The sequence below is a fragment of the Actinobaculum sp. 313 genome, from assembly GCF_003073475.1.
In the GTDB taxonomy this organism is placed as follows: domain Bacteria; phylum Actinomycetota; class Actinomycetes; order Actinomycetales; family Actinomycetaceae; genus Asp313.
On record NZ_CP029033.1, the window covers coordinates 622,898 to 640,130 of the forward strand.

At 61.6% G+C, this 17,233-nt stretch carries 13 protein-coding genes and 2 pseudogenes; 5 read left to right on the top strand and 10 right to left on the bottom strand.

Going from position 1 to position 17,233, the window contains the following annotated elements; genetic code table 11:
* Window positions 1-167 precede the first annotated feature (167 nt).
* The gene (gene mca, locus DDD63_RS02710; protein ID WP_108715079.1) at window positions 168-1,043 is read left to right on the top strand and encodes a mycothiol conjugate amidase Mca; all 876 of its coding nucleotides are present in this window, start codon (window positions 168-170) and stop codon (window positions 1,041-1,043) included.
* A 220-nt stretch (window positions 1,044-1,263) separates the two neighbouring features.
* On the opposite strand, the gene DDD63_RS02715 is transcribed toward mca, so the two are convergent.
* The 5 genes from DDD63_RS02715 to DDD63_RS02735 all read right to left on the bottom strand — a co-directional run bounded on the left by DDD63_RS02715 (window position 1,264) and on the right by DDD63_RS02735 (window position 6,599).
* Complete coding sequence (locus tag DDD63_RS02715) at window positions 1,264-2,034, bottom strand: hypothetical protein (RefSeq protein ID WP_108715080.1); 771 nt, start codon at window positions 2,032-2,034, stop codon at window positions 1,264-1,266.
* Complete coding sequence (locus tag DDD63_RS02720; protein ID WP_108715081.1) at window positions 2,031-2,957, bottom strand: hypothetical protein; 927 nt, start codon at window positions 2,955-2,957, stop codon at window positions 2,031-2,033. Before DDD63_RS02720 ends, DDD63_RS02715 begins: the two co-directional genes overlap by 4 nt.
* Before the next feature lie 277 nt (window positions 2,958-3,234).
* Window positions 3,235-4,017: a glucosamine-6-phosphate deaminase gene (locus tag DDD63_RS02725; protein ID WP_108715082.1), complete on the bottom strand. Its 783-nt coding sequence runs from the start codon at window positions 4,015-4,017 to the stop codon at window positions 3,235-3,237.
* Between the two features lie 108 nt (window positions 4,018-4,125).
* Window positions 4,126-5,496: a PPK2 family polyphosphate kinase gene (locus DDD63_RS02730; RefSeq protein ID WP_108715083.1), complete on the bottom strand. Its 1,371-nt coding sequence runs from the start codon at window positions 5,494-5,496 to the stop codon at window positions 4,126-4,128.
* A gap of 311 nt (window positions 5,497-5,807) precedes the next feature.
* Window positions 5,808-6,599: a hemolysin III family protein gene (locus tag DDD63_RS02735; RefSeq protein ID WP_240611364.1), complete on the bottom strand. Its 792-nt coding sequence runs from the start codon at window positions 6,597-6,599 to the stop codon at window positions 5,808-5,810.
* 471 nt (window positions 6,600-7,070) lie between these two features.
* On the opposite strand from DDD63_RS02735, the gene DDD63_RS02740 reads away from it, so the two are divergent.
* Window positions 7,071-7,832: an isoprenyl transferase gene (locus DDD63_RS02740; RefSeq protein ID WP_108715084.1), complete on the top strand. Its 762-nt coding sequence runs from the start codon at window positions 7,071-7,073 to the stop codon at window positions 7,830-7,832.
* 138 nt (window positions 7,833-7,970) lie between these two features.
* Here the strand turns inward: DDD63_RS02740 and DDD63_RS02745 are convergent, their stop codons facing one another.
* The 4 genes and pseudogenes from DDD63_RS02745 to DDD63_RS13080 all read right to left on the bottom strand — a co-directional run bounded on the left by DDD63_RS02745 (window position 7,971) and on the right by DDD63_RS13080 (window position 10,535).
* Window positions 7,971-8,975 carry a PfkB family carbohydrate kinase gene (locus DDD63_RS02745; RefSeq protein WP_108715085.1) on the bottom strand — a complete coding sequence of 335 codons (1,005 nt, stop codon included), beginning with the start codon at window positions 8,973-8,975 and terminating at the stop codon, window positions 7,971-7,973.
* Between the two features lie 91 nt (window positions 8,976-9,066).
* Window positions 9,067-9,282, bottom strand: a pseudogene (locus DDD63_RS02750) (exodeoxyribonuclease VII small subunit); the annotation flags it as partial.
* Window positions 9,272-9,892: an exodeoxyribonuclease VII large subunit gene (gene xseA / locus DDD63_RS13075; RefSeq protein WP_276308088.1), complete on the bottom strand. Its 621-nt coding sequence runs from the start codon at window positions 9,890-9,892 to the stop codon at window positions 9,272-9,274. The pseudogene DDD63_RS02750 and the gene xseA, both read right to left, overlap by 11 nt.
* Window positions 9,840-10,535 carry an exodeoxyribonuclease VII large subunit gene (locus tag DDD63_RS13080; protein WP_276308089.1) on the bottom strand — a complete coding sequence of 232 codons (696 nt, stop codon included), beginning with the start codon at window positions 10,533-10,535 and terminating at the stop codon, window positions 9,840-9,842. The genes xseA and DDD63_RS13080 overlap by 53 nt, the downstream gene beginning before the upstream one ends.
* A gap of 194 nt (window positions 10,536-10,729) precedes the next feature.
* On the opposite strand from DDD63_RS13080, the pseudogene DDD63_RS02760 reads away from it, so the two are divergent.
* From DDD63_RS02760 to DDD63_RS02770, 3 genes and pseudogenes are all read left to right on the top strand, one after another.
* A pseudogene (locus DDD63_RS02760) lies at window positions 10,730-11,841 on the top strand (4-hydroxy-3-methylbut-2-enyl diphosphate reductase).
* A 252-nt stretch (window positions 11,842-12,093) separates the two neighbouring features.
* Window positions 12,094-12,867 (top strand): hypothetical protein, encoded by a 774-nt coding sequence (locus DDD63_RS02765; RefSeq protein ID WP_108715086.1) that lies wholly within the window; start codon window positions 12,094-12,096, stop codon window positions 12,865-12,867.
* 447 nt (window positions 12,868-13,314) lie between these two features.
* Entirely contained in the window at window positions 13,315-15,603 is a 2,289-nt protein-coding gene (locus DDD63_RS02770) for a NosD domain-containing protein (RefSeq protein ID WP_125482412.1), read from the top strand.
* A 268-nt stretch (window positions 15,604-15,871) separates the two neighbouring features.
* Here the strand turns inward: DDD63_RS02770 and DDD63_RS02775 are convergent, their stop codons facing one another.
* A complete protein-coding gene (locus DDD63_RS02775) occupies window positions 15,872-17,077 on the bottom strand; it encodes a DNA recombination protein RmuC (protein WP_164505432.1) in 1,206 nt (401 codons plus the stop codon).
* Window positions 17,078-17,233 lie beyond the last annotated feature (156 nt).

A 17,233-nucleotide genomic window follows, 5' to 3' on the forward strand; every position in this document is an offset into this window, starting at 1 on the left:
GGAGAGAGAACGGACAGGGCGAGCAATAGTAGCCGGTACTGACTATGCTCACGTGGTAGGCTGCTGCGCCGCCGTCGTAGTTTTTGTTCTTCGGCGGTACCACGAGAAGTCGGCGACGTCGTTGGAATTGCGGCGGACGTCGTCGTCGATCCCACAAGGAGGAGCAAATGGCTACCGAACGACGCCTCATGGCTGTGCATGCGCATCCGGACGACGAATCGTCCAAAGGTGCGGGAATGATGGCGAAATACGCCCAGGTGGGGCGAGTCCGAGTAGTCACCTGTACCGGCGGCGAGCGGGGCTCCATCCTCAACCCGCATTTCGTGCCCGCTTACCCCGACGAGCCGATGACGGATATTCGACGGCGGGAAATGGCGCAGGCCGCGCAAGCGCTCGGAATTGAGCATCACTGGTTGGGCTTCGTGGACTCAGGGCTGCCGGACGGCTACCCGGATGTGGAGCTGCCCGGGGGCTGCTTCGCCGTCCAACCGCTGGAGATTCCGGTGAAGGCGCTGGTTTCGCAGATTCGAGAGTTCCGCCCGCAGGTGCTGACCTGCTATGACGAGCGTGGCGGCTACCCGCATCCGGACCATGTGCGTTCGCACGTGGTCGCCATGGAAGCGGTACGTAAGGCTGCCGATCCCGGGCTGTGGCCGGAGCTGGGCGAAGCCTGGCAGGTCTCAAAGGTCTATTACGATCTCACCTTCAATGCGCGGCGGTTGCGTACCCTGGATCGGGCGATCCGGCGCGCCGGCCACGAATCGCCGTATGCGTCGCTGGTCTCCGCGCGCGAGGACCTTCCGGAGGCAGCGCCGTCGGCCCGGATCAACGTTGGCGATTTCTTCCCACAGCGCGACGCCGCCCTGCGCGCTCACGCCTCGCAGATCGACCCGGAGGGCTTCTTCTTCGCCTGCCCGCGTGATATCGAGAAGGAGAACTGGCCGTGGGAGGAATTTGTTCTCGCACTGTCCATGGTGGGGGAGCCGAGCGGGATCGTCGATGATTTGTTCGCACGAGTGCCGGGCGTGGAACATGTGCCGTGAGGCGCGCGGGCCGGGGCGCCTGACCGGGCTACATACTACTGTGAGTCGTGCCGCGAGGTATGCGGACTAGGGCCTCCCGCATGCGCGGTCCAGCATTGGCGTGGCTCGTGTGGCGTCGCGAGCCGTGATGCGCGTGCGGACTGAGGTATCTCACATAGCGCAAGGCTTCCTGCTGTGTGATGTGTGAGGCTTATAGGCCTGACTCTTCTGCACGACTCGACTAGTGGTCCGTGAGTCGATGCCCTTCACGTACGACGGCGACCACACGGAAGGTCGAATCAAGTACCAGGAAACTCGGCGCATGGCCGCGCTCAAAAGTGAGGGTGACACCCGGAGTACTCGCAATACCGGCGGCAAGCGCGGGCGTTGCCACGCACGCATTGACAATACTACCGAAGGGCAGGCGGCCCCGCAGCGCGAACAGCCGTAGTTGGTCCGCCAATGTCGTCGCGCCTCCGGCGAGGGTATCTGTGCCAGCCACATAGCATCCTCCCGCCCGTAGCTCTACCGCGACTCTGCCGAGTAGAAAACGTCCCGGCGGCGAGCCTGCGGCCGCCGATGCGTCCGTAACAAAGCACACCCCGAGTGGTTGGCGGCGCCGGGACCTTCTTGACGCAACGAACGCAAGAACGTCTTCCACCACCTCCGGGGCCACATGGACGCCATCGGCAATGATCTCTGCGGTGGCCCGCCCGGAGCGCGCCGCGCAAATGAATTCCCGGACCGGCCCCGGTTCGCGGTGGGAGAAGGGTGTCATGCCATTGAACAGGTGGGTGATCATCTGTGGAGCTGCCGTATGCTGCCTGGCCGCCTGCGAAGAGGTTGGCTTGCAGATGGCATCGAGCAGTTTGCGCGCGGTCGCGGCATCGGCATTGGTGTGCCCCCACGAGGGATGCGCGCCATGACTCAGCGCCAGCAGTGCAGCATCGTCTGCTCCGGGTAACTCTGGCGCGAGCGTGACCGTTCTGATCCAGCCGCGTCCTCTGGTCAACCAGTCGCGCAGTTTTGCCAGGTCGATGGGCTGAATTGCATGCGGGTTCTGCGCTCCGGCCCGGCGTGGTGAAATAAACGGCCCTTCGAGGTGAATACCGGCAAGCTCACCCGTCTCGCACAGGGGATGAGAGCATCGATATATGGTTCTGGTTCCGCTAAGGAGACGAGCGAGGCCAACAACGCAGTCGTTCCGCGTCGCCGATGGGTAAGGATGGCCGTTTCAATAGCGCCATCGGCGGTGCGGTCTGGACCGTCGCCGGGCGGATCGCCAGTACACGTGGGTTCCGGGGGATTTCCGGCGGATTGAGCGTGAGTACACGCGGGTTGTGGTGAATTGCCGGTGGCCTGGCCGTGAGTACACGCGAGTTGGCCGGGACTATGAGTGGGCCTCTTAAACTCGCCAGTACGCGGGGCGGGACTGCCGGTGGGCAAATCGGAGAAGGAGACGCCACCCCCACCGTGACAGTGGATGTCGACAAGGCCAGGGATGATAAAGGCTCCGCAGGTACCACCATGCTCGGCGGCCGAGTCCGCGGTAGCACCCGCCCGGGTTGCAGCGAACTGCGTATCCTTCGGCCTGCCGCGCTGCGCATAGTCGGTGTGATTCCGGAAGGCGCTACGGCCGCCGTCGGTACTGGGATGTGCGGTGGGGCTGCCCGCAGCCGGGTCGTCGTCGCGTCGCATCGTTTCTCTATCCGGGGAGGAAACATAATCGCTCGTGACGACGCGGACCAGGCGGCCGCCGTCGTCCAACTCGAGACCGGCGCCAATCGCTTCACCGTATCCGTCGTATACCTTCCCCGTGTACAGCATCATCTGCCTCACTGCAGCGGCACCCACCACCGCGATTGCGTACCTCTCCAGTGTAGAGGCATGTGAGGATCGATGCATGAGCGTGCCGGATGCTTCGAGCACCCGCATGGCCGCCCCGGGAAGCTGCGTGGCAGCCTTGAGCCTGCTTGGTGGCCCTGAGAATCTGCGCAGCGAGGTTTCATGCTCGGCGATCTCGGAGCCTACCGACTACCTGAGCTTGCAACTGGCTACCGCCTACCTAAACTCGCAGCTGCCTACCAACGATCACGCACCGGAAGAGACTACTCTCGCGCAGATGCGCCTCGTTAAGACTCGCCGTGCACTCATGCGCGCTGGGAGGGATTTGCTGCGACTCATACTCCCCGGCGCCCATACACGGATGGGCTCACGCGCGCTGGGAGAGATTCCAACGTGCGCGGTAGAGATCCGTAAGCTCGAGGTCGCTCGCGGCGGCTTCGTCGAGCAACACGGTCACCAGCGGATGCATTTGCAGAATCGTGGCGGGCCACCGCTGCGAGATCGGCCCTTCGATGAGTTCCCGCACTGCCGCGCTCTTCCCGCTGCCGAAGGCGAGCAGCATGATCTCGCGCGCTTCCATAATCGTCCCGAGGCCCTGCGTGAGAGCTGACGTAGGAACTTGTGACAGGTCGTTGCCGAAGAAGCGGGCATTATCCGTGATCGTTTGTGCGGCGAGCGCCTCATGGTGCGTGCGAGAGACCAGTGAGGAGCCCGGCTCGTTGAAGGCGATATGCCCATCGGAGCCGATGCCGAGGATCTGCAGGTCAATGCCTCCCACTTCGCGAATTGCCGTGTCGTAAGCCTTTGCGGCGGCCTCCGGATCGGGATGTTGCCCATCCGGTGTGACAAGGTCCTTCTCGGCAAGTCCTGTTTTATCCTCGCCGACTAATTCGGCTCGCAGCACGTTTCGATACGCTTCCGGATGGTCGGGGGCGATACCGACGTACTCATCCAGGGCGAAGGCTCGTGAGTGAGCCAAGGTGAAGCGGCCCTGGGCCTTGGCCGTGCGCAGTTCGGCGTAGAGCTCAAGTGGAGTAGATCCGGTGGCGACGCCGAGTACCGCCCCGGGTGAGGCGGCGAATCGATCAATGATCATCTGCGCACCAGCAGCGCAGGCTGTGGCGGAGGTGGGGAAGATTCCGATACGCATGGTGTTCCTTTCGTCTTCTCTCCCGCAGTGTTCTCGCGGGGAGGGGGCAATTGCGCCTAGCGGCGAAGTGAGATGGCAGGGAAACGCGACGGCAGGAGAGGGCTTTCGCTACTTCTTCTCTTTCGCTTTCCGGGCCTTCTTCGCCGCGCCTTTCACCTCCCGATTTCCTTTCTTGCTTTGAGAGGGTTTGCTGAGTTTCTTCTTGTGTTTGGAAGTGCTCTTCTTGTGTTTGGAAGTGCTCTTCTTGGACGCCTGCTTCGCCCCGGCTGTTCTTTCTTCTTTTGGTGTGACGGCGTCGTGCCGTTTCGAGCCGACAGTGTTGTGTTGTTCCAGGTGGCTGCGTTCAGCCTTTGCCTTTCCCTTTTTGCCGATTTCCGGCTCTCGGCCTGCGGCCACATTCGGGCTCGCCGCCGCGCTCTTCGTGTGTCTGGGCCGTGCGGGACGAGTGTCCTGATCGGCCCTGTTCGCCCGCAGGGCGGAGAGTTCGGCGTCCACGCGGTCGCCGGCGCGTTCCGCACTGCGCACCTTGGCTGCGACTCGACGTTGTAATGCTGTTGCTTGGTCGGCCGGAATCGTGGTGAGCAGGCGATGGCGTTGCGCCTCTAGCTGCCAGGTGGCTTGCGGCCAGCCCAGGTCCATTCTCGACATCGCCTCGATGATGAGCTCAGTGACCGCAAGCCGGGCATACCACTTGTTATCGGCAGGAACCAGGTACCACGGCGCCCAAGAGGTTGAGGTCTGATCGAGCACGGCCTGATAGGCGGTTTGGTAGTCATTCCATTTCTCGCGTGCATTGGCATCAGAAGGGCTGTATTTCCAACGTTTATCCGGTCGCTCTAAACGTTCCAGTAGACGTGCCCCCTGCTCCTCGAAGGATATCGCTAGCAGCACCTTAATGATGACGTAGCCGGCCGCGACGAGTTCCTCTTCGAAACGATTGATCTCCGCATACCGAGCTGCCCACACCGACTCCGGAACCAGGTGCTCGACACGGGCGACGAGCACGTCTTCATAGTGCGAGCGATCAAACAGTCCGATCATTCCGGCAGCGGGGAGTGCCTTCTCCACCCGCCACAGATAATGATGGCGGCGCTCTTCGGCGTCGGGAACACCAAAAGCATGCAGTTGTACGCCCTGCGGATCGATCATCCCCAGAACATGGCGGGCAATTCCACCCTTACCAGCGGTATCTACGCCCTGCACGACGACGAGGACGCGACGGAAGTCGGCTCCTACTTTCGCGGCGGCGAAAAGGCGTTCTTGGAGATTGCCGAGCAGTGCGCCGCGTTCCGCCATGTAGGTTTCAGCTTCGAGCCGTGTCCCCTTCCATCCGGGGGTTGCGGCGTGACTGAGACTCGCAAGGCAGGTTCCCGGATAAACGCGCAGCAGCGCTGAAGGCGATGCCTGCCAGCGAGCGTTTGTAGCCAAGCGGCGCGTCGCTGAGGAGCGGCGGGATGTTAGACCTTGCTGTTTTGCCATGTATCCTCCCGTGCCCGGGGTCTGTGCCTCTCCTGAGCCTACCGGAAGGGAGACTTCCAAGGTCAGAGCAAATCGGTGTGCCGGTACGTCCGCAATGCGCTGTTCTGACAGGCCTGGATGCGGTATAACGGCAGTCCTCGGTGTGAAGGCTGCTGGTACCGTGTTCGCATACGCGGAGTGTGGCAGATAACAAGATGAGGGTTAGTCATTCAGCCCGCACTGTGGCAACACGTGTGGACCGCGCTCCACCTGGTGGGCGCGGCGAACTGCGCTTTATCCGGGCATTCAGGCGAGGCATTCACCCAAGGCGTTCAGGCGACGGCGAAAATAGTCAGCCACACGGCTACCGCGTGGCAGGCGTAACCGATCAATGTACCGGTATGGAAGAACTCGTGGAAGCCCCATATGCGCGGCCACGGGTTGGGCCACCGCAGACCGTAACACAGGGCACCGATGGTGTAGGCGATACCTCCGGCAATGATTAACCACACGATAGCTGGCCCGCCAGCTCGCCAGAAGGAGGGGAGGAACCAGATGGCCACCCAGCCCAGTGCCACGTAAAAGGGTACGTAGAGCCAGCGCGGTGCATTCGGCCGGAACACGGAGAGGAAGATTCCGCCGACGGCGCCGATCCACACGATCAGAAGTACCAACAGAGCGGTCCGTCCCGGTAAGAGAGCTACGGATAACGGTGTGTAGGTGCCGGCGATGAGTAGGAAGATATTGGAGTGGTCCATGCGGCGCATGATGTCGTGCGCCCGCGGTGACCAGTTGATGAGGTGGTAGAAAGCGGAGTGTCCGAAGAGTACAACGGCTGAAATGCCGAAAACAATGCAGGCGAGTTTAAGCCCTGCGCCGGGTGCGAAGATGAGGAGCACGATGGAATTAGCCAGGGCAAGCGGTGCTGTACAGGCATGGATCCAGCCGCGGCCCTTTGGTTTGGGCAGTGAGTTCAGCCATTCACGGCGTTGCTTGAGGCGGCTGGTCTTTCCGGCGTGTGGCCGCACAGTCGTGTCATCGCTGCTTCCGTCGTGGCTCAACGGATCGCGCGCATCATCCATGGCCTTCTCCGGTGGTGCTGGAGTGCCGAGCTTCGCTGACATATCGTGCCTCTTTACTTGCGTGACTCTTGGACTCGTGCCCGGCCGCCAGGCCGACGAGCCGACCCCGGGTGGCTCTGTATGCAATTTTAGTGCAGCACCGAAGGTGTAGAAGGATGCGTTCGAAGCACGGGCGGTGTTCCAGATGTCCCGCACTAGCGATGATCGGATAGACGACGGTGAGGATTCGCAACGTGGCAGCGGCGCCCGGCCAGGTGGCAGCGGCGCCAGGTGGTGGTGTGGATTCATCAGGAAGCACGGATTCGCGCGGAGGGACATCAGCCCCAGAGTTTTAGGTGGCACGCCCGAAGCGGCGTAGTTGATAACCCTGCTCGCACTGGGCGGTAGGTCTTTGGCGGGAGCTACGCCGGAGTTGGGTGCCGACGAGCACCCTTTTCTGGCGCCTGGTCGTGTTCGGTGGGTCATACTCCCGTTGAGCCGCTAACCTTGACTTACCGAACGAAAGGGGGAGGCATGGATGCGCCGGCCGTGCTTTACAAACTGTACGAGAGACGCCTTCTTCGTACCCTCACCAGTCAGGAATTACCGCGCCATATCGGCGTGATGCTGGACGGTAACCGGCGTTGGGCCCGTGAACTCGGCCATACCGCTTCGTACGGGCATCGGCGGGGCGCAGACAAGATCTCGGAGTTTCTCGGCTGGTGCGACGAAGTCGGCATCCAGTTGGTCACGCTGTGGCTGCTTTCTACAGACAATCTCAAGCGGGATGAGGCTGAGCTGACCGAGTTGGTGGACATCATAAGTGGGGCAGTGACATCGCTGGCCTCAAGCGGCAGGTGGCGCCTGCACATGGTTGGCAATCTCGACCTGCTGCCCGAGATCTGCGCCCGGGAGTTACGCCAGGCGCAGCAGCATACCGCCAATGTGCACGGAATGGCGGTCAACATCGCTGTCGGCTATGGCGGACGGCAAGAGATTGCCGACGCGGTGCGCGACTTGCTATGTGAGGAGGCAAAGGCCGGAAAGACTCTGGCAGAAGTGGCGGAGACGATATCGCTGGATGGGATTGCTGCGCATCTATACACCCGCGGTCAGCCGGACCCGGACTTGGTGATTCGCACCTCCGGTGAGCAGCGGATGAGCGGCTTCATGCTCTGGCAGTCGGTTCACACAGAATTGTACTTTTGCGAAGCCTTTTGGCCGGATTTTCGCCGCACGGATTTTCTGCGAGCGCTGCGCGACTACACGCAGCGTGAGCGGCGACTGGGCCGATAACGATCCTGGCAGTGCGCGCAGCACCTGACGCGGCCGACCGGAGTAATCGCGTGCGATGCCCCGCTGAACTCGCTCTCCAGCAGCGGGAATCATCGATTGTCGGGTGTCCTACACCACTGGCACGGCCGCTTCAGGTTGCTACACCGCAGTAGCAACCGGCTCATCGGAGACTTGCCGCGCTTCGGATACGCTAATCACCTCTTCACGACTAGGTGGATATACCCCTGCTCGGCTAGCGGCAACGGTTGCTGCGGCTGTGGCATATGAGCCAAGCACATCCAGAGCGTCACCTGTCAAAGCATGTAAGGTCGTTTTACCATGCGGTCCGTCAAGTGAGGAGCGGCTGATGCCGTCGATCAGTGCCGCAAAGAAGGCTTCTTCCGCGCCGACGGTGTCAACGACTCGCGCAAATGCCTGCACGTGCAGTGGTTCACCAACCCGTGGGATGAAGTCTGCGCCGTCGTCGTCAGCAACGACGACGAGTGCCGCACCGAGTTCTTGCCAGTGGCGTGCAATGGTCAATACATCCGTGGCGCCGTACAACTGACTAACCCGCCTGCGCGGGGCGCAAACCACGTCCGCCAGGCCGATGAACGCCTCGGCTTGCTCGCGCACTTGCGCCATTGGCGCGGTGAAACCGGGAGGGAGCCCGAGGTGGTAGAACACGGATGTTGTACTGCGGAGGTGTTCGACCCAGCGGCGGACCTTCCCCGCACCGGGAGAGGTATGGCACGCGGCTCCGCCGAAGGCAACCGAACGCGGCGCCAGCATCTCCAGGTCGAGTACGCAGGCCCCGGATACAGGTGTGTCTTGGATATCCCATGTGAAATCAAGGCGCGCAGCGGGCGACGGCCTCTGCGCAGTTATTTCCTCGCTGTCCGTGACGGTCGTGAGAACCGAGGTGGGGTTGTTCCGCTGGTCGTCCGCGCGTAGCCACAGCTCAACGCTATGTGCTGCGAAGTACTCCGCGAGTAGCGTGCCGCCCGCATCCAGCCCGAAATCGGTGACAAAACGGACGGTTCGCCCCAGTCGGCGCAGAGCCACCGACACATTCAGCATGTACCCGGCGGGCGTACGCTGCCACGAGCCGTCGGCACGCTTCACGGCCTGAATGAAGCACTCCCCGAGGGTAAGCACACTCATGATTCATCCTCGGGGAGGAATCGGTGCCGGAGGACGGGGTGGTGGTCTCGTCCGCCTGGGGAGCTGACGCCCCCGCGGCGGCCAGGCGTTCGCGCGCCCCATCGAGCCATGCCTGACAACGCCGGGCCAGCGCCTCACCTACCTCCCACAGGGCAAGCGACTCCTCGAGAGGGAGTGCACCCTGCTCCAACTGGGCCACGATTTCCACTAGGCGGGAGCGTGCTTCCTCGTAGGAAAGGCCAGCCACTTTCTCGTCGAGTTCGGCGGGCGTGACGGTAGTATCGGGTGCGGCGTGATCACTCATCATGGTCTCCTTGCACAATGGTGTGGACGTTGAGAGTTAGGCGGCCGGAAGCGAGGACACCGGTGAGGCGATCACCGGGTGCCGTTTCTGCGGCGTCGCTGATGACGCGGCCTTGTTCATCGAGCAGGATGGAATACCCCCTGCCGAGCGTCGCCAACGGCGAAAGCGCTCTGGTCTGCGAAAGCAAAGCGGATACCTCTGATTCTGCTCGGTCGATTCGCTGAGTGACGTGACTGCGCAGCCATGTGCGCAGCGAGCGGATGTCCTGTTCGCGCACGGTCACCATCTCATAGGGCCGGGCGAGAGCGGGCCGTGTCGTGAGTGAGCGCAACTCGTCCTCGGCGCGTTGCAGGCGCAGTTCCAGACTACGGCGCCCGCGTGCGACGGCGTCGCGCAACCCGGCATTCTCTTCGGCGACGTCGGGCACGATCCGTTTGGCAGCATCGGTGGGGGTGGAGGCGCGCAGGTCGGCGGCGAGGTCCACGATGGGGGAATCGCCCTCGTGACCGATGGCCGAGACAATCGGCGTGGAAGCTGCGGCGACGGCGCGCACCAGACGTTCATCGGAGAAAGGAAGTAAGTCTTCGACTGAGCCGCCACCGCGGGCGAGCACAATAACCTCGACCTGAGGTGCGGCGTCGAGAGCGGCGAGGGCTTCCAACCATGGCGTCAACGGCGCCCTGTCCCTGTACCTGCACTTCACGGATATCGAAGCACACGGCGGGCCAGCGCAGGCGTGAATTAACGACGACGTCTTCTTTCGCCTTCGTATTCCGGCCGCAGATCAGGCCGATGCATGCGGGGAGGAAGGGGAGTGGCTTTTTCCGGGAGGCATCGAAGAGTCCTTCCGCCATCAGTTGGGCTTTCAGACGCTCCAGACGGGCGAGAATGTCGCCCAGCCCAACCGGGCGGATCTCATCTGCCCACAGGGAGAGGGAACCGTTACCCTCGTAGAAGTCGGGTTTTGCGCATACCACCACGCGACTGCCCGGCTCAATGGAGTCAGGCAGCAGATGCGTCAGGATCTTGACGGTGATTGATACCTTGACCTCGAGATCGCGCAGACTGAGGAACTGGACCTTCGCGCCGGGACGTCGTTGTAGGGTGATGACTTCGCCTTCCACCCACAGGCGTGACATGGCTGCCACGTACTCGCGGATCTTCGCCGATAGCAACCGCAACGGCCACGGGTGTTCCGGGGTCGTCTGCGCCGCCAGCTGCGGGAGATCCGCTGGCACGGGAATCTTGGATGCCATGGATCTATGGTTTCACAGGAACAGCCCGTCAGATTGTGCCCTTGAGCCTAGACGGGTGTGGGTTTGTGTATGCGGTGGAATGTGTGGGTGTTTGCATTGGTGTCGCGCGCGAGTCAGGACGTGTGGCCGCGCTCGCTGTGAAACTGTGTTCCGGCGCTCTCGTATCCCAGGCGAACGCCTATTACCCTGGAGGGATGAGTGTGAAGAATCCGGTGCAACAGCTGGGCGGGTCCGAGCCTGTGCCCGAAGCGGAGTCGCTGGCCGGGGCGTCCGCTTTTCCGGCCGACATTTCCTCGCAGCCTTCACCCGATGGGCGCCGGATTCTCCTGGCCACACCGCGCGGTTATTGCGCGGGTGTTGACCGAGCGGTCGACGCCGTCGAAAAGGCATTGGAGCTGTACGGTGCCCCCGTGTACGTGCGCAAGGAGATAGTCCATAACAAGTACGTCGTCGAAACCCTCACCCGCCGCGGGGCGATTTTCGTCTCCGATACCGACGAGGTGCCTGAGGGCGCGCGAGTCATCTTCTCCGCACATGGCGTTTCACCGCAGGTGCATCGCGAAGCCGGAGCTCGGAGACTTCTGACAATCGATGCAACGTGCCCGCTGGTCACAAAGGTGCACAAGCAGGCGGTTCGTTTCGCGGGGGAGGACTACGACATTCTGTTGATCGGGCACGCCGGTCACGAGGAGGTCGAAGGTACATATGGAGAGGCGCCCGAACATATTCAAGTGGTAAACGGGCCGCATGAGGTTGATCGTGTTCAGGTGCGCGACCCGGAGAAGGTCGTATGGATTAGCCAGACCACGCTGTCTGTGGATGAGACGATGAAAACTGTGGAGCTGCTGCGACGTCGTTTCCCGCATCTCGCCGATCCGCCGTCGGGGATATTTGCTATGCAACGCAGAATCGGCAGGGCGCAGTCAAGGCGATGGCGCCGCAGTGCGACGCGGTGATCGTGGTCGGTTCGGCTAATTCCTCCAATTCGGTGCGCTTGGTGGAGGTAGCCTTGGAGGCCGGTGCGCGGGCCGCCTACCGGGTGGATCGTGCTGTGGAAGTCGATCCCGCGTGGCTTTCTGGTACGACGACGGTGGGGCTGACCTCGGGGGCATCGGTTCCAGAGATCCTTGTGCGCGAAGTGGTGGATCGCCTGAAGTCCTTCGGATATACACAGGTGGATCGGGTGGAGACGGTTCAAGAAGACATGCGTTTTTCACTGCCGAAGAATCTGCGTGCTGATTTGAAGGCCAGCGGCATCCAGCCGGATCGGCCGCACAAGGTGCGAGAAGGTCGGTCACACGCGTAGCTCGTGGCTCGTGGCTCCGGTCGGCGAGTTCGCCGAAGGCAGGTCAGTCACACGTGGGTAGCATGTAGCGCGCTGATGCCGGAGGTCGGCCGGGCGCGGCACGTGCTCAAATCAGGAAACGGCATGGTGGCAGTTACGAGTTGGGGTCGGTGCCGCACGAGTCCGTGGCACAAGACTCGTACGATTTCAATGGGGAGCATTCCCCGTGCTGGAAACTTTTGCGATGGGTGCGGGGCCTTTAGGCTGAGGGGCATGAAACGAGAATTTGCAGTGCAGCGCAGTTATGCGCGCCGCCGTGCCCAGCTCATCGGTGCGGCGATCCTTTTGGCAGCGGCGCCTCTCACCGCATGTTCGAATGCGACCGACGACGCCGAGACGACGTCGTCTGAGACGACGATTGCACCGAATCCGGATTCGGCGGAGACGCGGTCAACTACGACGGACACCCAGGCGGCCCCCACAGAGACTGCGGAACCGGATGACGGGCCGACGGCGATGGAAATCTCCCGGACAGATCCGGCCAGCGGCTCGGGTGTCTCACAGTTCCTCTACTCGGGTATCGGTTTTGAGATGCCGGTTGAGACGGTCAGAGATGGTGAGCCGAACACCGATTCAGCTCCCATGGGTGTGCCGTTTTACTACACCGAGGGTGATACTCTTGTTGCCGCGCAGCCGGACTGGTTTGGTCAGAAGATTGAGTCAGTTGACAGCATGAAGTCCCATGCCGAGGACTACGCGGAGAGGCAACATAATGACTTCACGGCTAGCGATATAACCGTTCCTGGTGCCAAGGAGGCGCAGCTGTGGGAGTGGACAGAAACCGTGCAAGCCGGAGACATTGATGGTGTGGACGGTTGGAGCAATTTTGAAGGTGATGTGCAGACGAAGGTGGTGGCCGTGCTTGGCAGCAATGGTTACTACTACGAGGTGACGTACATCTACCGCGTGGGTGACAGCGCCGCTGAGAAGATCGTGTCCGACTCCATTGACTCGATCTACATCGATACGAAGTACCCCAAGAAGTAAGGCGGCATTCAATATCAAGCGAGACGATGGCGTTGGCGGCAACGGTCAGAAAGCTGGGAGTGTTGCCCCGAGCCGGGCACCGCTAGGCGGAATCCTTGCCACCGGGCAAATGGTGAACGTTTGAAGATACGTGCACGGGCTCCTGGCACCCCGGTTGATGCGATACCCACAAACGGGTAACGGACGAAGGTGGGTGTACAGGTTCCCGGCACCCCCGTAACAAGGAGGGGCGGCGGGGTGGCGTGGGGCTCATCACACTGCGAGGGCAGAGCGGGCCATCTACCTGTGCATGTGCGCGAACTGCTACCCAGAAGTCCTTATCCGCCGCAAATGCGAGTAACGTGGTGACGACTTACGGCCCAGTGTGATGGTACCTTGTATAGCTATACCGGGTTTGACCGAAACGTGCGGTCTCACCCAGACACGCAACTTTTATCAGGAGGAAGATTGTTCCGCCGTATGGCCGCCTTTCTCACCCTGGCACTCATGAGCCTTTTCAGCCCAGTGGCCTCAAGTGCCGCTCCGAATACGGTTCACGTATCGGCCACAGATGGTTCAGATCAAGACGGAGATGGCAGCGCAACGAAGCCATTCGCAACATTGACACGCGCCGTGGATCGAGCCACAGATGGTGACACCATTGCGTTGGGCTCGGGAACATACCGTGAGGGCGGGATCTTCGTGCGCAAGAGTGTGACCATCACCGAAGAACCGGGCGCCACCGCAGTATTAGACGGTTCTCAGGTGGTTTCCGATTGGCGGCAGACGGGCAACGCGTGGACGACATCGTCGAGCGACTTTGTACGGTTCTGCGACGTGTGTACGACGAATAACGATCCCTCGCGAGAAGGCATGGCCGCTTATGTAGAGCAGGTGTTCTACGACGGTGAGCCGTTGACACAGGTGGCATCGGCAGACCAGGTGACGGACGGAACGTTCTATGTTTACGATCCGGACCCGGTGACGCTGCAGCAACCCAACGATGTCTCCTCTGGTTACAACGTCAAGCCGCACCGGGGTACGGCCTATGTGATCGGCTCTGATCCGAACGGGCACACGGTGGAGATCGTGGAACACGCCCGTGCCGTTACCCTCGTTAGCGGTGGCATCGTCTGGGACGGTGTGGACGTGCAGCGATACAGCCCGGTGCAGCGCTGGGACTACGACGATCCGGAGATTGGCACTATGACCGGCGGTGCCATGTTCGTGAACCAGTCTGCGGGATCCACGGTCGCTAACTCGACATTCTCCTATTCCGCAGCGGGAACGGCAGCTGAAATAACCACCACAGAGAATGTGACATTCAAAGGGAACCGGGTCGTTAACAACGGCGGCGTCGGTTTCGGTATCAATAAGTCGAAGAACGTAACGGCGGAAAACAACCTGTGGAGCCGTAACAATCTGGCTGGATTCATCACGACGAACTGCGGTGCTTACTGCACCTTGAGTGACACGAAGATTACGCATTCCGAAGGTGTGCGATATGCCAGCAACACACATGACTATTCGGATGTGGGCTACGACCACAGTGATCCTGAAGTTGAGAGCCCGTATCGTCTGAACGGTGTGTGGTTCGACGAGGGTGTTGTGGACAGCTCAATCGTCAATAACAGCTTCATCAATGTGGGCCGCACTGCCATTTACGACGAGGTGAGCAGCCACAATATCATCGCGTCAAACGTTGTGGCCTCATCTCATGAGGGCATTGTGATTTCCGGATCGGATCACGACCAGATCTGGAACAACACCGTCGTGGATACGGTGAGCCCGCTGATTGTGCGTGAGGACACGCGCTATGGCGGGTGCAATGCGCGTGCAGCGGACGGCAGCTGTACGGCACCCGAACCCTGGTCGCGCTCGCGCGGCCTATCGTGGAACACCACGAATACCTCGATATACAACAACGTTTTCGGGCAGTCGTCCTCGCGACTCGCGAGAGACCCGTACCGGTACTCGGTTATCGCACGCTTCTCAGCGGGCACAAATGGCGACGGCACGCGTATCGGTGCAAATGAGATGGTCGAGGGAATGGATCACAACACGTATTTCCGTACCTCGGCTGAGCAGCCTTCGTATGTCATTCACTGGAAGACCGATGAGGAGCAACCAGGATTCAACGCGAGCACGTTGGCGGATTTTACTGGCTCTTCCACAGTGACGGTTCCCAATGCTGAGGTGAATGGCCAGGATGTGGTCGCGTCTCGTGGCTCGCAGGATCTGTTCACGGAACTCAGTGACAATGCGAAGAACACAGGCAAGAACAATCTCCGGGCGCGTCCGGGAGGGCGGTTGGACGGCACGGGTACCGCCCTGCCGAAGGATGTCGCCACTGCGATTGGTGAAGAGCCTGATACGCCGGTCAACCGGGGTGCACTTGTCAGCGTAACCTGGGGAGCAGGCGGTCAGGCGCAGGCCAACAATGCCAGTAAAACCGCGTCAAGTACGGGGAATACGGTGGGTGCGCAGGCATCCAGTGCGGCGCCGGATGCGACGGCGACCCCTGATCCGAGCGATGCCGGGTCGACGACGCGGGGTGCCGGGGCCACGGCGGCGGACAATCCGGGTCATGCGGCTGACAGTGCGAGTGCGAAGGGTACGGCCGGGCGTGCAGTGTCACTGGCGTCGCTGCCGACTGCCCGTGTCTTAGCAGCCTCGGCGCTGATTGGGGCATTGTTCGGTTCTGTTCTAGGGGTCGGGGTCGTGCGATATCGCAGCGGGTTGCGTATGAGGCGCTGAGACCGGTCGGGAGATTGGCTCTAAGCACTTGTTGCCTTGGGCGTCTCGCCCGCATGCGAGGTTTCGAGATGGTTTTGAGATGCCGGGGTTACGGCAAGAGGCTCCGAGTTCCTGTTGCCACGGTGATGCTCCTCATCGAGCTAGTGTTGGGAACTGCTTCGTAAGGCAGAAGCGATACGGGAGCTGCGGCGAGACCGCAGCTCCCGGTTCAACGCCCCGTGTGTGGACGCGAGGCATTGTGCCGCGTACTGACCTACTACACAGTGACCTACGAGGTGATCGCCTCCTCAGATTGCGCGAGCTCGGGTGCGGTGAAGCTGCGGATCTGGGCGTCGTCGGCCTCGATCTGTGGAACTTCGCGCAAGGGAACCTCGATGGAATCGAAGGAGCGGGCGGTCACCAGCACCCGAGACTCTAAAGATGCGACTGCCTTGTTGTAGTTGGCTACCGACCGGCGCAGTCCGGTGCCGAGATCGCCAAGGTGATGTGCCGCCACATCTAGACGCTTCACCAGCGTGCGACCGAGTTCCATAATGGCCTGTGATTCCTCCGCGATACGTGTGGAGGACCATACGGCAGCAACGGATCGCAGCAACGCGAGCAGGGAGGACGGCGAGGCAGGGGAGACGCCTGCCGCCAAGGAATCTTCCAGCAGAGCTCCGTCCGCCGCCAGTGCCTGCGAGAGTAGCGATTCTGCGGGCAGGAACATGACGGTGATCTGCGGTGATCCCGGAAACTCTGCCGGGTAGTTCCGCTTTGCCAAGGTGTTGATATGCCCGCGCAGGGCCTTCGCGTGTTCCTTGAGAAGCCGTTCACGTTCTGCCTGTTCCTGCGGGCCCTCGCCGGAGATATCTTGCGCACGCAGAATCGCCGACAACGGCACCTTGGCATCCACCGCGATATGTGCCCCGCCGGGCAGGTGGATCGTCAGATCCGGCCGTGAGGCCGATGCCGAGTTTGAGACGGCGCCCGTGCTCAGCTGTTCAGAGAAGTCCACATGGGCAAGCATTCCCGCCGCTTCGACAACGCGATGTAGCTCGACCTCGCCCCAGGTGCCGCGCGCCGAGGTTGAAATGAGCACGGAGCGCAAGGAACTGGTCTCTTGAGCCAGTTCGCGCTGCCCCCGCCCGGTGGCCTCCAACTGTTCGTGCAGCTCTGCACGTTGAGCAGCCTGTGCCTCCTGCATGACCTGTACACGGTGCTCCATGGCTTCCAGGTGCCTGCCCAGTGGGGCGATCGCGCGCATGATGTCATTATCGGCGCGGGAGCGACTGACGAGGCCATTGTTTTCCTCCGCCAGGAGTTCGGCACGTGCCTGTGCGGCGGCTTCGCGCGCCTGCAGTTCACCAAGTTCGCGTGTACGCGCCTGGTCTGCGGCACGTGCGCGCATGGTGGCCGCGCTATAACCAAGCGCAGCTCCGAGGCCGAGGCACAGCAGTACCAGGAGCAGCAGTAGTCCGACTGAAATGTTCATGGGAACAGTACAGCAGAGGGGTCCGACACAAGATGCCTCACGAACACGATGGGCCGACGCAGAGAGCGGAGGCGACAGGGGCAGGTGGTAATCGCGAACGGGACGGAGGAGAGTTTCAGGTAGGCATTGTGAGCACTGCACGGGAGACAAGGGAGT

Bases quoted from the DNA above. Each gene is read 5' to 3' on its own strand.
- DDD63_RS13080 (WP_276308089.1), bottom strand. From the start codon at position 10,535: ATGGCATCCAAGATTCCCGTGCCAGCGGATCTCCCGCAGCTGGCGGCG.
- DDD63_RS02735 (WP_240611364.1), bottom strand. From the start codon at position 6,599: ATGTCAGCGAAGCTCGGCACTCCAGCACCACCGGAGAAGGCCATGGAT.
- DDD63_RS02740 (WP_108715084.1), top strand. From the start codon at position 7,071: ATGGATGCGCCGGCCGTGCTTTACAAACTGTACGAGAGACGCCTTCTT.
- DDD63_RS02765 (WP_108715086.1), top strand. From the start codon at position 12,094: ATGAAACGAGAATTTGCAGTGCAGCGCAGTTATGCGCGCCGCCGTGCC.
- DDD63_RS02775 (WP_164505432.1), bottom strand. From the start codon at position 17,077: ATGAACATTTCAGTCGGACTACTGCTGCTCCTGGTACTGCTGTGCCTC.
- DDD63_RS02725 (WP_108715082.1), bottom strand. From the start codon at position 4,017: ATGCGTATCGGAATCTTCCCCACCTCCGCCACAGCCTGCGCTGCTGGT.
- mca (WP_108715079.1), top strand. From the start codon at position 168: ATGGCTACCGAACGACGCCTCATGGCTGTGCATGCGCATCCGGACGAC.
- DDD63_RS02720 (WP_108715081.1), bottom strand. From the start codon at position 2,957: ATGCGGGTGCTCGAAGCATCCGGCACGCTCATGCATCGATCCTCACAT.
- DDD63_RS02745 (WP_108715085.1), bottom strand. From the start codon at position 8,975: ATGAGTGTGCTTACCCTCGGGGAGTGCTTCATTCAGGCCGTGAAGCGT.
- DDD63_RS02730 (WP_108715083.1), bottom strand. From the start codon at position 5,496: ATGGCAAAACAGCAAGGTCTAACATCCCGCCGCTCCTCAGCGACGCGC.